Genomic DNA, 15,200 nt, shown 5'->3' on the forward strand with positions numbered 1-15,200 from the left:
GATGAGCGATTATATTGTAGTGAAATGCGGCGGTAGTATGTTGAATCAATTAAATGCTGTGTTTTTTGATTGTATAAAGAAATTGCAACAGAAGTATAAAGTGGTGATTATTCATGGTGGTGGGCCAGAAATTGATGCCAAATTAAAAGATTGTAACATCAACGTAGAAAAAAGAGATGGATTACGCGTAACACCAAAAGAAGTTATGGATGTTGTTCAAATGGTGCTATGCGGAAGTACGAATAAAAAACTCGTAATGAATTTACAAAAGCATAATTTACTTGCTGTAGGTTGTTCAGGGTGTGACGGTAATTTACTTCAAGTTCAACCTGTCAGCGAGGAGATAGGATATGTGGGAGAAGTAAGTTATGTAGAAACAGCCTTATTAAAAGGATTAATAAATATGGGGTATATTCCTGTTATTGCTCCAATCGGGGTAAATGGTAATGAAATTTATAACATAAATGCGGACAATGCTGCAGCTGGGATTGCGGCCGCGTTAGGGGCAAAAGAGCTGATTTTTATTACGGATGTAGATGGAATATTACATGAAGGGAATTTGGTAAAGGAAACGGATGAATCTGAAATTGCAACTTTTATAGAAACAGGTGTTATTACAGGTGGGATGATTCCGAAAGTACAGGCGGCACTAGCATCATTAAAAATGGGAGTGCAAAAGATAAGTATTGTGAATGGTACAAAAGATTTTACTGAGGTTACGGGAGAGTGTATTGGAACGACGGTAACGAAAGGTGTGAGTATTGCATGACGAGTCATCTTTTTCAAACGTATGGCAGAAGAACTATTGAGTTTGTAAAGGGAACTGGAACGAAAGTTATTGATAATAAAGGTAAGCAATATTTAGATTTTACATCAGGAATTGGCGTATGTAATTTAGGACATTGTCACCCTACTGTTCTCAAAGGTGTACAAGAGCAACTTGATGATATATGGCATATATCTAACCTGTTTACAAACAGCTTACAAGAAGAAGTTGCGTCATTATTAACAGAAAATAGAGCATTAGATTATGTGTTTTTCTGTAATAGTGGGGCAGAGGCAAATGAAGCGGCTTTAAAGTTAGCACGTAAGCATACTGGAAAATCTCTCGTCGTAACATGCCAGCAGTCTTTTCACGGTAGAACATTTGGAACGATGAGTGCAACAGGCCAAGATAAGGTAAAAGAAGGATTTGGTCCGTTACTTCCATCTTTTTTACATATCCCTTTTAACGATATTAAAGCATTAGAGGAAGTAATGAATGAAGAAGTTGCGGCGGTAATGGTAGAAGTAGTTCAAGGAGAGGGAGGAGTAATACCTGCTGATCTATCTTTTTTGAAAGAGATTGAAACATTATGTAATAAGTTCGGTTCCTTATTTATTATAGACGAAGTACAAACGGGGATAGGAAGAACTGGAACACTATTCGCTTATGAACAAGTGCGAATAGAGCCTGATATCGTTACCGTTGCAAAAGCACTTGGGAATGGGATTCCTGTCGGAGCAATGATTGGCCGGAAAGAGCTCGGAACGTCGTTTACTGCAGGATCACACGGTTCAACTTTTGGCGGGAATTACATCGCGATGGCTGCAGCGAAAGAAGTATTGCAAGTAAGTAAAAGACCATTGTTTTTAAAAGAAGTACAAGAAAAAGGCGAGTATGTATTAGAGAAGTTGCAAGAGGAATTACAGCATGTCGAATGTATTCAAAATATACGTGGTAAGGGGCTTATGATTGGGATTGAGTGTAAGCATGAAGTTGCAAGTTTTATAGAACAACTAGAAAACGAAGGACTTCTCGTATTACAAGCAGGCCCTAATGTTATAAGACTATTACCGCCACTCATTGTCACGAATGAAGAGTTAGAACAGGCAGTATATATAATAAAAAAAGTAGTTTGTACAAAAAACGTATCAATCATATAAGGGGGAAGTTTCATGTCAACTGTACAAGTACCGAAATTAAATACGAAAGATCTTTTAACACTAGAAGAATTAACGAAAGAAGAAATTATTTCTTTAATTGAGTTCGCTATATATTTAAAAAAGAATAAGCAAGAGCCTTTATTACAAGGCAAAATATTAGGGCTTATTTTTGATAAGCATTCAACTCGTACTCGTGTATCTTTTGAAGCGGGAATGGTACAACTCGGGGGACATGGTATGTTTTTAAGTGGGAAAGAGATGCAAATGGGAAGAGGAGAAACCGTTTCAGATACTGCGAAAGTATTATCGCAGTATATTGACGGGATCATGATACGTACATTCTCACACGCGGATGTAGAAGAGCTTGCAAAAGAATCTAGTATTCCTGTTATTAACGGTTTAACGGATGATCATCATCCTTGTCAAGCATTGGCAGACCTAATGACAATATATGAAGAAACAAATACATTTAAAGGAATAAAATTGGCTTACGTAGGTGACGGAAATAATGTATGTCATTCATTGTTGCTAGCGAGTGCAAAAGTCGGAATGCATATGACTGTTGCAACGCCTGTAGGATATGAACCGAATGAAGAGATTGTAAAAAAAGCGTTAGCGATTGCCAAGGAAACAGGAGCTGAAATTGAAGTTTTGCATGATCCTGAATTAGCGGTGAATGAAGCAGATTTCATTTATACTGACGTTTGGATGAGCATGGGGCAAGAGGGCGAAGAAGAGAAATATTCTTTATTTCAACCTTACCAAATCAATAACGAACTTGTTAAGCATGCGAAACAAACATATCGTTTCTTACACTGTTTACCTGCCCATCGTGAAGAAGAAGTAACAGGAGAAATTATAGATGGACCACAGTCTATCGTCTTCGAGCAAGCTGGTAATCGATTGCATGCTCAAAAAGCGTTATTAGTGAGTTTATTTAAAAATGTAGAAGAGCCTTCCTAAAAGGGAGGTTTTTTTATATTAAAATGTCGGATGTATATTTGGTTAACCATTTCGATATCATTTATAATAAAAGAGAAAACTAAATTTGTTTTTCAGAGTGTGTAAGGACATACTACATATAAAAATATAGTTAAAGAGATGATGAGGGTGAAAACAACTAAGAAAACATATTCGTTTTTTCAGCGGATGTGGAGAATATTAAAGTTTCAATATTATAAGTTGCTTCGATCGCCAGAAGGCGCAAAGAAAGTATCGTTAGGGTTTGCTATAGGATTCGGCTTAGAAATGTTAGTCATTTATACGGCATCGCTCGTATATGTAATATTTTATCCAATCGTCAGGTTAGCAAAGGGATCTTTTCCTGCGGCAGTTATTGGCAATATTATTGGGAAAATATCGTTTCTCCCAGTATTTTTATTTCCGCTTGCGTATACGCTAGGAAAAATGATTTATCCATTCCATGTACAGAAAATTCATCATGAACCATTTACGATATCGGACTTGTTTTCAAGTCACATTTTTACGATATTAAAGAGCTTATTACAAAGTGAAGTGTATGTATTAATTGGAATGACGATTTTAGGAGTTGTGTTTGGTCTCATTTCGTATTTCGTTGTGCATTATTTATACGAAAAGAACCGTAAGTTACGCTTGAAGAAAAGGAAGAAACGAGTGAGAGAACCACTTGTACAATTATAAACAATGTCACATTCATTTTCTCCTTTGAATATGTTTAAGAAAAAGGAGGAGAGGATAATGTATTATTATTACGTACCTCAAGTATATCCATATGTAAATTATTATCCGGTTTATGATACGAGTAGACAATACGAATTATATCGGCAACAACAATTACAGCAATTATCACAAATACCACAAATACCACAACAACAGCCTACACAGGAAAAAAAAACATATTTAACAACATGGCCATATTCCAATGTATACTATGGTAACTATTACGAATCATAAAGCTGCTTCTATTTAGAAGCAGCTTTATACGTTTGTTTTCAAAATTAAATTTTGAATGGTTTGAAGAGAATGAATGAGCTTTTCGCGCTCTTCCTCAGATAATGTTTGGAAATTTTCTTTTAGTTTGTCTAAAATGAATTGCTGATACTGATTTACTAATAATTTCCCTTCAGCTGTTAGGGAAATTAAAATGACCCGTCGATCTTTTTCGCTATAATGACGCTCTATTAGTTCTTCTTGAATAAGTTTGTTTAATAGAGGTGTCATGTTAGGCCGTGAAATCGCTAGCCGCTTGCCGATTTCGGAAACTGCTAATGTGCCGTTTTCATGCAAAAGCAGTAATACTTGTGTATGTGATGGCGGCATATGTCTTTGAGAAGAAAATTCTCCAGGAAGCATAAATTTGCGATAAAAAAGAGGCACTAGCGAAAGAAGATGATCAACAATACGTTCCCACTCGCGTGATTCCATATAAAGGCCCCCTTCCACTATCATTGTAACAAAAAAGACATGTTATAAAAATAGAATTGTTTCATGGTCGCTTTAATATTTGTAGGATAACACTTGCTTTGTAAATGTATTGGCAATAATCGCATAGCCGTTATCATTTGGGTGTACTTGGTCAAATAATAACTCTTTTTTATCATTCGATATTAATTTACGAATTGGTAAAACGATAGATGGTTGATTTGCTTTGGAAATGGAATAAACAGATTCATTCCAGCCATCTAAAAACATATCTGCATAACTTGCGATGGAGTCATCGAGTTGTAACGGGTTATAGAGTTCTGAGAGAATGAGTAAAGCATCCGGATTTTGATCTCGAACTGTCTTTACAATACTTTTTATATCCGCTTCAAAATGGGCTTTTTCTTTATTTAACATTTTTATACCATCTATAACACCAACATCACGATTTAAACGAAATAAATTATTTCCTCCAATATTAATTGTAATTATATTTGCTGCTCTAATTTTTTCCTTTACATCTTCTGATTGAACTTTTTTAGCGAGACGATCTGTTGTAAGACCGTTTACCCCAAGGTTTTCTACTGTAATTGGTTTATGAATTTGTGCTTCTATTTGCTTAGAAGCTAATTCAGCAAATCCACCTTGTGTCGATCCATATCCTTTAGCGAGTGAATCACCTAATACAAGATGATAAAAAGATTCATTTGTTTGCTTATCAATCCAATTTGGGGCAGATGTTTTTTCTGTTTTTTCTTCAGATTCATTTTGTTTTGTCTCGTCGTTCTTTTCAAAATAAGAATAAGAAATGATCAGAAGGAGGAGACAAACAATTGTTAAGATGACTTTTTTCATAAATTCATCCTCCTTGTAATTGGTAATTGTATCATATTCAGCAGTATTAGCAATGTAAGGGCATATTATATGTTTATGAAAAGTTTATAATAACTTTACAGAAAATTTGTTGAAGTTTGTCAAAAAATATTGACGATAGGAAAGAACTTTATATATGATAATGTCAGATAAGGTGAAACTTTAATTAGTGGGAGCTTTATTTCCGATTAATTAATGGTCTTCATCAATCGGGCGTTTAAGGGGACTACTCGTTAGCGCAGGGTGAAATGAAAATTGTGTCTCTAATAGAAGAAAAAAGGTATGTGGTTAGAGACAGATAGGGATTCATTTCATTATTTTTGGTAATTGTATAAGGGGGATTTTTTGTGAAAAAGTCAAAAAAAATGCTAGCTGGAGCAACTCTTGCGATTGGTGTTATAGCGCCGCAAGTAATGCCAGCAACAGCTCATGCAGATGAGAACACTGGGGAGAGTACAGTTAACTTACGAATTCTAGAAACATCAGATATTCACGTTAACTTAATGAATTACGATTATTATCAAACGAAAACAGATAATAAAGTAGGACTTGTACAAACGGCAACACTCGTTAATAAAGCACGTGAAGAAGTGAAAAACTCTGTCCTATTTGATGATGGGGATGCATTACAAGGGACACCGCTTGGGGATTACGTAGCGAATAAAATAAAAGATCCGAAGAATCGTGTGGATCCTAGTTATACACATCCATTATATCGTGTAATGAATTTAATGAAGTATGACGTCATCTCTCTTGGGAATCATGAATTTAACTATGGTTTAGATTATTTAAACAAAGTGATTGAAAAAACGGATTTCCCGGTTATTAACTCGAATGTATATAAAGTTGACCATGATGATAAGGAAGAGAACGATGAAAATTATTTTAAACCATATCATATTTTAAAGAAAGAAGTAGTGGATGAAGCAGGCCAAAAACAAATAGTGAAAATTGGTGTAATGGGATTTGTTCCACCACAAATCATGAACTGGGATAAAGCGAACTTAGAAGGAAAAGTAAAAGCGAAAGACATCGTCGCAACAGCAAGAATAATGGTGAAAAAAATGCAAAATGAGGGTGCGGATATTATCGTTGCATTGGCTCATTCAGGCGTCGATAAGAGCGAATATAAAGAAGTGAATAAAATGGAAAATGCATCATATCATTTAGCAACACAAGTTCCTGGCGTAGATGCAGTATTAATGGGACATTCACATACTGAAGTGGAGGATGTATTTAATGGTGTTCCAGTTGTAATGCCTGGTGTTTTTGGTAGTAACTTAGGTATTATTGATATGCAATTGAAAAAGGTAAACGGAACATGGGAAGTACAAAAAGATCAATCTAAGCCACAACTTCGCCCGATTGCTAATAGTAAAGGTACCCCATTAGTAGAATCTGATCAAAAATTAGTTAATGAAATTAAAGATGAGCATCAAGCGACAATCGACTATGTAAATACACCTGTAGGTGAAACGAAAGCACCAATTAATAGTTATTTTTCATTAGTACAAGATGATCCTTCCGTACAAATTGTGACAAATGCACAAAAATGGTATGTAGAACAAGAACTTAAAAAACCAGAGTACGAAAAGATTAAAGATATTCCGGTTTTATCTGCAGGCGCACCATTTAAAGCAGGTGGCCGAAACGGTGCGACATATTATACTGATATTCCAGCTGGAACGTTAGCAATTAAAAACGTTGCAGATTTATACGTGTATCCAAATACGTTATATGCTGTAAAAGTAAATGGGGCACAAGTGAAAGAATGGCTTGAAATGTCTGCAGGTCAGTTTAATCAAATTGATCCAAAGAAAACAGAAGAACAGCCGTTAGTAAATATAGGCTATCCTACATATAACTTCGATATTTTAGATGGCTTAAAATACGAAATTGATGTAACACAACCGGCGAAATACGATAAAGATGGAAAAGTTGTAAATGCAAATGCTAATCGTATTGTAAATATGACATATGAAGGTAAGCTAGTAGCTGACAAGCAAGAGTTCATCGTCGCTACAAATAACTATCGTGGAAGTAGCCAAACGTTCCCAGGTGTAAGTAAAGGGGAAGTTGTATACCAATCACAAGATGAAACACGTCAAATCATTGTGAAGTATATGCAAAAAATAAAAGATATTGATCCAGCAGCTGATCAAAATTGGACATTTAAACCGATTGTTGCAGATAAATTAAATACAACATTTGATTCTTCACCAAATGCACAAAAGTATATAAAGAAAGATGGAAAGATTTCATATGTTGGACCATCTGAAAATGAATTTGCGAAATATGCAATTGATATAACGAAGAAAAATGATGATAAAGAAACTGGTGAAGGAAATCCAACGACACCGCCAACAGGTGGTGGAGAAAATCCGACGACACCGCCAACAGGTAATGGAGAAAACCCAACACCACCAACAGAAGAAGGTAATAATGGTAATGAACCAAAGCAAGATGGAAATAATACCGGATCTGGACAAACTACAACAGATGATCAAAATACAAAAGAAACAACAACAACTGTAAGTGAAAATAAAGAAGCTGAAAAACATGAACGTGATTTACCGAAAACAGGTGCAAGTATTGCTTCTACAATTGGAGCTGGTCTTGCGTTTGTTGGAGCGGGATTACTTATGTTATTTAGAAGAAAGAAAGCGAATAGATAGTCGAGAAATATAAAAAGGATTACCGATTTGGTAATCCTTTTTGTTATATTATGAAACTGGTACTGCTTTTTCTTTTTTCCATGAAAGACCGAATCCAGTAAAGCCGACGATAATGGTTACGACTGGACACGCTAAACAGAAGATTGCGTATGGCAAGTAATCGAATGTTGGAACGCTAAGAACGTTTGTTAAGAATACGCCACTGACACCCCATGGTACGAGTGGATTAATTACTGTACCAGCATCTTCTAATACTCGTGATAAATTACGACGCTCTAAACCGACTTCATCGTATTTATTAGCGAATGCTTGTCCTGTTAAAACGATGGATAAGTACTGCTCACCAAGTAAGAAGTTTACACCAATTGCAGTTGAAGCAGTAGAAATAATTAAGCGTGTACTAGTTTTTACGAAGCTAGAGATAATGTTCATCAGCTGGGCTATAATACCCATTCCTTGTAATAATCCTCCCATACAAAGAGCTAGGAAAATAAGAGCGATTGACATCATCATACTTTGCAGACCACCGCGAGATAATAAGCTATCAATATCTTTAATACCAGTTTTAGAAACGTATCCGTCTTGCATAATTTTCATTAAATCCGCTAAAGAAGTGCTAGGTTTAAAAATAAAGAGAATAATAATCCCTACCACAATTCCTGCAAGTAATGTTGGAACTGCGGGTACCTTTTTAAATGCGAATAGGAACAGTAATAAAATGGGAATCAGCGTAACGATAGAAATCGTTGCACTTTTTTCTAGTGTGTTAATAAATGCTGAGAAATCAACGTTTCCACCAGATCCGCTTCCTAAAATGAAAAATGCGATAAAAGCAATAATGAAAGCTGGTACTGTTGTCCAAAGCATGTTACGAATATGTTCAAATAAATCTACACCCGTTACAGCAGGCGCTAAGTTTGTTGTATCAGATAAAGGAGACATTTTATCTCCAAAGAATGCACCAGAAATAATTGCACCAGCAATAAGAGCTGGATCGTATCCAAGGGCAGTACCCATTCCCATAAAGGCAAGTCCTACAGTTGCAGCAGTTGTAAATGCACTACCGATACTCGTTCCAACAATTGCACAAACAACAAAAACAGTTGGAACGAAAATTTTTGGAGATACAAGTTGGAAGCCGTATACCATTAAAGTCGGAATAGTTCCAGCTGCGATCCAAACGCTAATTAATACGCCTACAAGTAAGAAAATAAATATAGATGGAATACCAGCTGAAATACTACTAATCATCCCTTTCTCCATAGTAGACCAAGAGATTTTCTTCAGGAATCCAAATGCTAATAAAAGAACGATACCAAATAAAATTGGGATGTGTGGTGAAACTTCTAATTGAATAACACTAAAACCAATACAGAAAAAGATAAAAATTGTTAAAAGAACAGACTCAATTTTTGAAACCATTGTTTTCCCCTCCTAAGTAATGTGAAATAGCTCTTTTTTATATAAAATTCGCCAATATTGTATATTTCCTTCTGAATTTTAGAATTTTTTGACAAATTACCGGTAATTGTTGGTTCTTCTATATGATGCGGAAATGATTGGATAAAAAAACGTCCCTGCATATAATTATGCAGGGACGAAGAAATCGCGGTACCACCCTAGCTTGTGAAATGAATGTATCACAAAATAAAGGGTCATATGATATGCGCTTATAAAATAAAAAACGCCCCTGCAATATATGCAGGGACGAAAAATTCGCGGTACCACCCTAAATTGTGAAACAGTGTCGTTTCACCACTCTTTAGACATAACGGTCTATAACCGTCTTTCACTACTCCTCACGTTTCGTAAAAGAAGCTCCAGGGGGTAATTCATAATTCGCTCTGTACTGGTTCGCACCGACCACCAGCTCTCTGAAATCAGAAATCGAAATACTACTAAATCCTATCATCGCCGATTCATATGATGTTAGTTAAATTTTTATCACATTTTCATCTTAAATGTCAATAAAAATATTAAATGTTTTTTTAGGGAAATAAAGGAGAATTGTTTTAAAGCTCTAATTTTGTACGTTATAATGAATTTGAAAGGGGAGGAAAGAGTGAAGAAAAAAATAATTCTTTTTACCACCTTACTAGTCGTTGGCGGAAGTGCTGGAATTTACACAGCTTTTGCGGCTGAATCAGAGCAGTTGAAACAAAAACAAATACAACAGTCAGAAGTGAAGAAAGTAAAAGAAATAGAAGAGAAGAAATCAATGGAAAAAGCAGCAGAGAAACTAGGAGTTTCTACTGAGGGGAAAACAAAAGAAGAGGTTACGAAAGAAGTAAATACCGCTAGGTTTGAGAAGCGTCATGATTTATTAATTGAGCACGCTAAACAACTTGGAATTGATACAGAGGGAAAAAAAGATGAAGAAATTATTTTAGAAATTGGAAAGATACAGCATGGAAAGTAGAACAACTTATCGTATGATAAGTTGTTCTTTTTTAAGAACTATTTGATTTTAAAATAATTGACAGTCATTCGGATTTAATGTTAACTATATTTATAAACAAGTTAACATTAGGAGTGACAGTTGTGACAATAAATAGTAGAACGATTGAAAAATCATCTTATACATATGAAGAATTAGCAGAGAAAAATAAAGCTTACGTATGGCACCCATTTACACAAATGAAAGATTATTTAGAAGAAGATCCTGTCATTATTGAACGTGGAGAGGGAAGAAAGCTATACGATGTAAATGGTAATGAATATTGGGATGGTGTTTCATCTATATGGTTAAATGTTCACGGACATCAAGTACCGGAATTAGATGAAGCAATTCGTGAGCAATTAAATAAAATTGCTCATTCTACTATGTTAGGACTTGCTAACGTTCCATCTATTTTATTAGCAGAAAAAATTATTGAGGTTGTACCAGATGGATTGAAGAAGGTATTCTATTCTGATTCAGGTTCTACCGCTGTTGAAATTGCAATTAAGATGGCTTTCCAATATTGGCAGCATAAAGGGAAACCAAAGAAACAAAGATTCGTTACATTAAAAGAAGCATATCACGGTGATACAATTGGAGCTGTTTCAGTAGGGGCAATAGACTTGTTTCACCAAGTGTATAGTTCGCTCTTATTTGATGCGATTAAAATGCCGTATCCATATACATATCGTTCTCCTTACGGAAATAATAAGGAGGAAATTGTAAAAAGCCATTTAGCAGAAATGGAAGAATTGTTGAAAGAAAAGCATGAAGAAGTAGCTGCCATCATTGTAGAGCCATTAATGCAAGGTGCTGGTGGAATGATTACAATGCCAAAAGGATATTTAAAAGGACTGCGCGATTTATGTACAAAGTACAATGTATTATTTATTACAGATGAGGTAGCGACTGGATTTGGGCGTACAGGGAAAATGTTTGCGTGTGAACATGAAAATGTGACGCCAGACATTTTAACTGCTGGTAAAGGTTTAACAGGTGGATATTTACCAATTGCAGTTACCGTAACGACAGATGAAATATATAATGCCTTCTTAGGAGAATATGAAGAACAAAAAACATTTTTCCATGGACATAGCTATACAGGCAATCCGTTAGGGTGTGCCGTAGCAATCGCGAATCTAGAACTATATGAAAAAACAAATTTAATAGAAGAAGTGGCACGTAAAACGGATTATGTGGCAGCGCAATTAGAAAAGCTCTTTGCGTATAAACATGTAGGTGATATTCGTCAGTGCGGATTAATGGTTGGTATCGAGCTTGTGAAGAATAAGGAAACGAAAGAAGCTTTTGACTGGACAGAAAGAGTCGGTGTTCAAGTATGTAAACGCTCAAGAGAGCTAGGTATGATTTTACGACCGCTAGGTAACACGATTGTATTTATGCCGCCACTTGCTTCTACTTTTGAAGAGATTGATGATATGTTACGCATCTTATATAAGGCAATCTCGGATGTTACGGAGGGAGAATAATGAGTGGTTTTTTCATAACAGCAACTGATACTGAAGTTGGAAAAACAGTAGTTGCAGGTGCTATAGCAGGTGTATTTAGAGAATTAGGATATAACGTAGGGGTATATAAACCGTTGCAAAGTGGGCATGTTGCATCAAACCCTGAGGGAGATGCGGCAAGGTTAAAAGTATTATCAGGTGTACCGACACAAGAAAATGAAATTTGCCCTTATTCTATTGAAGAACCACTTGCTCCGAGACTTGCCATGAAAAGAGCTGGAAGAGTAGTAAAGTTAAAAGAAATTACTGATTACTATAATGAACTATTAAAAGAGTTTAATAGCTTATTTGTAGAAGGAGCAGGTGGGCTTGCTGTCCCATATACAGAAGATGCTTTAGTAATTGATTTTGCAAAAGAATTACAGTTGCCTCTTATTGTAGTAGCTCGTCCTACATTAGGAACAGTAAATCATACAGTGTTAACGATTGCTTACGCAAAGGCGCATGGCTTAACCGTAGCGGGTGTCATTTTATCAGGTTGCAAAGAATGTGAAATGGAAAGAGTGCAAGAAAATAAAGAGATGATTGAAGAGTTGAGCGGGGTACCAGTTTTAGGATTATTACCATTCTTTGAAGGTGAGTTTACGAAAGAAGAAGTATTGGAATCTGCAAAAGAATATATTATGATTTCAAAATTAGAGGAGTTTATCCAAAATGAATCAAACGTGGCGGGCGCACCTTCAATCTAAATTACAACAATTACATAAGCAAGGGCAGTATCGAAATTTATATGTAACAGAGCAGGCAGAAGAGACTTGGCTTATTCGAGATAAAAAAAGGATGTTAAATTTAGCGTCAAATAATTATTTAGGGTTAGCTGGAGATGAAAGGTTAAAAGAAGCTGCTATTGCCTGTACAAAAAGATATGGAACTGGAGCGACTGCCTCTCGTCTCGTTGTAGGAAATCATCCATTATATGAAGAGGTTGAGAGAAGCATATGTGACTGGAAAGGTACTGAAAGAGCTTTAATTGTAAATAGTGGGTATACGGCAAATATAGGTGCCATATCTTCTTTAGCCTCTCGGCACGATATTGTTTTTAGTGATAAGTTAAATCACGCAAGTATTGTTGATGGAATCATATTAAGCGGGGCAGAGCATAAAAGGTATCGTCATAATGATTTGGATCATTTAGAGAAGCTTTTGAAAATGGCTTCGCCTGAAAAGAGGAAATTAATCGTAACAGATACCGTTTTTAGTATGGATGGTGATACTGCGTATTTGAGAGATTTAGTACAACTGAAAGAGAAATACGGAGCAATCATTATAGTCGATGAAGCACATGCGAGTGGAATATATGGAATCGGCGGAGCTGGATTATCTCACATAGAAAAAAATCTTTCTCAAAAAATTGATATACATATGGGGACGTTTAGCAAGGCTTTAGGGTGTTATGGTGCGTATTTGACAGGTGATGAAATTTATATAGAGTATTTACAAAATATGATGAGAAGCTTTATTTTTACTACAGCTTTACCACCAAGTACGTTAGGAGCGGTGCAAAAAGCAATTGAAATTGTAAAAGAAGATAACGAAAGAAGAGAGAACCTTATAGCAAATGGAGAATACTTCAGAACTAAATTAAGGGATGCTGGTTTTGATATTGGGAATAGTTCAACTCATATTGTACCGATTGTAGTCGGTTCAAATGAACATGCTTTACGGTTTAGTAAAAGGTTGCAAGAGGCAGGGATTGCGGCTATTGCAATTCGTCCGCCAACTGTGCCGGTTCATAGTTCTCGAATTCGCTTTGCAGTTACATCGCAACATACAATAGCTGATTTAAAATGGGCTATTGATCGAATTATTCACATTGCGAAAGAAGAGGAGATTTTCGTATGAACGAGCTAAAGATTATTTTTATTCCCGGATGGGGAATGGAAGAGAATATTTGGGATTTAGTAATTCCGTATTTTAAAGGATATCCTGTTCAATGCATAGATTGGCGTAATGTGAAAGAACGAAGTGAATTTGCGGAACGAATTATAGATGTAGCGCATAATGACAACGTAATTTTAGTTGGATGGTCACTAGGAGCGTTAGCAGCAGTTGAAGCTTATAAAAAGATTAAGGCAAAAGGCATCGTATTAATTGGTGGTACTGCTAAATTTACAAGTACGAGCGATTACAGTAACGGATGGAATGCTTTGCATGTAGAACGGCTGAAAAGAAATTTGGCGAGAAGGAAAGAAGATACGCTCAAGCGGTTTTATGAAAATATGTTTACGAAAGATGAGCTAAAAGAGAATAAAAACTTTGAAGACATTGTAGACCGTTTTAAAGGTGATTCTATTCAGTCTTTACAACTAGGTTTAGATTATTTAATAGAAACAGATATGAGAGAAGAACTAAAAGAAATTAAAGTACCTATACTACTTATTCACGGAGAACAGGATGTAATATGCCCATTGTCTGCGGCACGTAGTATGACGGAGAATAGCAGCAGCGAGCTGAAAGTAGTAAGTGAAGCAGGGCATGCATTATGTGTAACGAATTTTGAATATTGTGCAAATGAGATAATTCAATTTGTAGAGGGGATACGACATGATCAACAAAACGTTACTACAAAAACGGTTTAATGGGGCAGCCGTATCTTACGATCGATATGCAAATGTACAAAAAAAGATGGCACATTCATTACTTTCAATCTTAAAGGAACGATATAGTGAAACGGCATCAATACGTATTTTAGAACTGGGATGCGGGACGGGGTATGTAACAGAACAATTATCAAAGTTATTTCCGAAAGCACATATTACAGCAGTTGATTTTGCTGAAAGTATGATTGCGATTGCGCAAACTAGACAAAATGTAAAAAATGTAACGTTTCACTGTGAAGATATTGAGCGATTACGATTAGAAGAATCATATGATGTCATTATTTCAAATGCTACATTTCAATGGTTAAATAATTTACAACAAGTGTTAAGAAATTTATTTCAACATTTGTCTATAGATGGCATATTACTCTTTTCAACGTTTGGACATGAAACATTTCAAGAATTGCATGCTTCGTTCCAACGTGCGAAAGAAGAAAGAAATATAAAAAATGAAACATCGATTGGTCAACGTTTTTATTCAAAAGATCAGTTGCTTCATATATGTAAGATAGAAACAGGGGATGTGCATGTTTCTGAAACATGTTACATAGAGAGTTTTACAGAAGTTAAGGAGTTTCTGCATTCTATTCGAAAAGTAGGAGCAACTAATAGCAATGAAGGATCATATTGTCAAAGTCCCTCACTCTTTCGTGCGATGCTGCGCATATACGAAAGAGACTTCACGGGAAATGAAGGGATAATGGCAACGTATCATGCTTTATTTATGCATATAACAAAAGAGGGGAAGAGATGA

15 protein-coding genes and 1 other annotated feature are annotated in these 15,200 nt (G+C 35.7%); of the genes, 12 read left to right on the forward strand and 3 right to left on the reverse strand.

Features of this window, described 5'->3' with window-relative positions; all coding sequences use genetic code 11:
- Position 1: 1 nt before the first annotated feature.
- From argB to ASE54_RS05835, 5 genes are all read left to right on the forward strand, one after another.
- The gene (gene argB / locus ASE54_RS05815; protein ID WP_001286790.1) at positions 2-769 is read left to right on the forward strand and encodes an acetylglutamate kinase; all 768 of its coding nucleotides are present in this window, start codon (positions 2-4) and stop codon (positions 767-769) included.
- On the forward strand, positions 766-1,926 hold the full coding sequence (locus tag ASE54_RS05820; RefSeq protein ID WP_000200545.1) for an acetylornithine transaminase: 1,161 nt from the start codon (positions 766-768) through the stop codon (positions 1,924-1,926). The genes argB and ASE54_RS05820 overlap by 4 nt, the downstream gene beginning before the upstream one ends.
- A gap of 12 nt (positions 1,927-1,938) precedes the next feature.
- A complete protein-coding gene (argF, locus tag ASE54_RS05825) occupies positions 1,939-2,889 on the forward strand; it encodes an ornithine carbamoyltransferase (RefSeq protein WP_000108861.1) in 951 nt (316 codons plus the stop codon).
- Between the two features lie 138 nt (positions 2,890-3,027).
- Positions 3,028-3,588, forward strand: coding sequence for a DUF2062 domain-containing protein (locus tag ASE54_RS05830; protein ID WP_003309896.1), 561 nt, complete (start codon positions 3,028-3,030; stop codon positions 3,586-3,588).
- A 57-nt stretch (positions 3,589-3,645) separates the two neighbouring features.
- Positions 3,646-3,861, forward strand: a complete 216-nt coding sequence (locus tag ASE54_RS05835; RefSeq protein WP_014895331.1) for a hypothetical protein — start codon at positions 3,646-3,648, stop codon at positions 3,859-3,861.
- A 24-nt stretch (positions 3,862-3,885) separates the two neighbouring features.
- Here ASE54_RS05835 and ASE54_RS05840 read toward each other — a convergent pair whose 3' ends face one another.
- Positions 3,886-4,332 carry a MarR family transcriptional regulator gene (locus ASE54_RS05840; RefSeq protein ID WP_000445819.1) on the reverse strand — a complete coding sequence of 149 codons (447 nt, stop codon included), beginning with the start codon at positions 4,330-4,332 and terminating at the stop codon, positions 3,886-3,888.
- Positions 4,333-4,404: 72 nt separating this feature from the next.
- A complete protein-coding gene (locus tag ASE54_RS05845; protein ID WP_000755850.1) occupies positions 4,405-5,184 on the reverse strand; it encodes a GDSL-type esterase/lipase family protein in 780 nt (259 codons plus the stop codon).
- Positions 5,185-5,549: 365 nt separating this feature from the next.
- Here ASE54_RS05845 and cpdB point away from each other — a divergent pair, with 365 nt between their 5' ends.
- Positions 5,550-7,877 (forward strand): bifunctional 2',3'-cyclic-nucleotide 2'-phosphodiesterase/3'-nucleotidase, encoded by a 2,328-nt coding sequence (gene cpdB / locus ASE54_RS05850; protein ID WP_000748646.1) that lies wholly within the window; start codon positions 5,550-5,552, stop codon positions 7,875-7,877.
- Between the two features lie 48 nt (positions 7,878-7,925).
- On the opposite strand, the gene nhaC is transcribed toward cpdB, so the two are convergent.
- Positions 7,926-9,299 (reverse strand): Na+/H+ antiporter NhaC, encoded by a 1,374-nt coding sequence (gene nhaC / locus ASE54_RS05855; protein WP_000253733.1) that lies wholly within the window; start codon positions 9,297-9,299, stop codon positions 7,926-7,928.
- A 278-nt stretch (positions 9,300-9,577) separates the two neighbouring features.
- Positions 9,578-9,798, reverse strand: a binding site (T-box leader).
- Positions 9,799-9,939: 141 nt separating this feature from the next.
- Here nhaC and ASE54_RS05865 point away from each other — a divergent pair.
- The 6 genes from ASE54_RS05865 to bioC all read left to right on the forward strand — a co-directional run bounded on the left by ASE54_RS05865 (position 9,940) and on the right by bioC (position 15,200).
- Positions 9,940-10,296 carry a hypothetical protein gene (locus ASE54_RS05865; protein ID WP_000726908.1) on the forward strand — a complete coding sequence of 119 codons (357 nt, stop codon included), beginning with the start codon at positions 9,940-9,942 and terminating at the stop codon, positions 10,294-10,296.
- A 77-nt stretch (positions 10,297-10,373) separates the two neighbouring features.
- Positions 10,374-11,807, forward strand: coding sequence for an adenosylmethionine--8-amino-7-oxononanoate transaminase (gene bioA, locus ASE54_RS05870; protein ID WP_003255568.1), 1,434 nt, complete (start codon positions 10,374-10,376; stop codon positions 11,805-11,807).
- The gene (gene bioD, locus ASE54_RS05875) at positions 11,807-12,535 is read left to right on the forward strand and encodes a dethiobiotin synthase (protein ID WP_000012478.1); all 729 of its coding nucleotides are present in this window, start codon (positions 11,807-11,809) and stop codon (positions 12,533-12,535) included. Before bioA ends, bioD begins: the two co-directional genes overlap by 1 nt.
- A complete protein-coding gene (bioF, locus tag ASE54_RS05880; RefSeq protein ID WP_001077300.1) occupies positions 12,501-13,688 on the forward strand; it encodes an 8-amino-7-oxononanoate synthase in 1,188 nt (395 codons plus the stop codon). Before bioD ends, bioF begins: the two co-directional genes overlap by 35 nt.
- Positions 13,685-14,425, forward strand: a complete 741-nt coding sequence (locus ASE54_RS05885; RefSeq protein WP_001004158.1) for an alpha/beta hydrolase — start codon at positions 13,685-13,687, stop codon at positions 14,423-14,425. The genes bioF and ASE54_RS05885 overlap by 4 nt, the downstream gene beginning before the upstream one ends.
- Positions 14,391-15,200 carry a malonyl-ACP O-methyltransferase BioC gene (gene bioC / locus ASE54_RS05890; RefSeq protein ID WP_000608912.1) on the forward strand — a complete coding sequence of 270 codons (810 nt, stop codon included), beginning with the start codon at positions 14,391-14,393 and terminating at the stop codon, positions 15,198-15,200. Before ASE54_RS05885 ends, bioC begins: the two co-directional genes overlap by 35 nt.

It is taken from the genome of Bacillus sp. Root131 (assembly GCF_001429475.1).
GTDB classification, from domain to species: Bacteria; Bacillota; Bacilli; order Bacillales; family Bacillaceae_G; genus Bacillus_A; species Bacillus_A thuringiensis_S.

Coding starts and splice junctions, on each gene's coding strand:
- argF (WP_000108861.1), top strand. CDS start 1,939: ATGTCAACTGTACAAGTACCGAAATTAAATACGAAAGATCTTTTAACA.
- ASE54_RS05885 (WP_001004158.1), top strand. CDS start 13,685: ATGAACGAGCTAAAGATTATTTTTATTCCCGGATGGGGAATGGAAGAG.
- bioD (WP_000012478.1), top strand. CDS start 11,807: ATGAGTGGTTTTTTCATAACAGCAACTGATACTGAAGTTGGAAAAACA.
- ASE54_RS05835 (WP_014895331.1), top strand. CDS start 3,646: ATGTATTATTATTACGTACCTCAAGTATATCCATATGTAAATTATTAT.
- ASE54_RS05840 (WP_000445819.1), bottom strand. CDS start 4,332: ATGGAATCACGCGAGTGGGAACGTATTGTTGATCATCTTCTTTCGCTA.
- bioC (WP_000608912.1), top strand. CDS start 14,391: ATGATCAACAAAACGTTACTACAAAAACGGTTTAATGGGGCAGCCGTA.
- bioF (WP_001077300.1), top strand. CDS start 12,501: ATGAATCAAACGTGGCGGGCGCACCTTCAATCTAAATTACAACAATTA.
- bioA (WP_003255568.1), top strand. CDS start 10,374: ATGTTAACTATATTTATAAACAAGTTAACATTAGGAGTGACAGTTGTG.
- argB (WP_001286790.1), top strand. CDS start 2: ATGAGCGATTATATTGTAGTGAAATGCGGCGGTAGTATGTTGAATCAA.
- ASE54_RS05845 (WP_000755850.1), bottom strand. CDS start 5,184: ATGAAAAAAGTCATCTTAACAATTGTTTGTCTCCTCCTTCTGATCATT.
- nhaC (WP_000253733.1), bottom strand. CDS start 9,299: ATGGTTTCAAAAATTGAGTCTGTTCTTTTAACAATTTTTATCTTTTTC.
- ASE54_RS05820 (WP_000200545.1), top strand. CDS start 766: ATGACGAGTCATCTTTTTCAAACGTATGGCAGAAGAACTATTGAGTTT.
- ASE54_RS05830 (WP_003309896.1), top strand. CDS start 3,028: ATGATGAGGGTGAAAACAACTAAGAAAACATATTCGTTTTTTCAGCGG.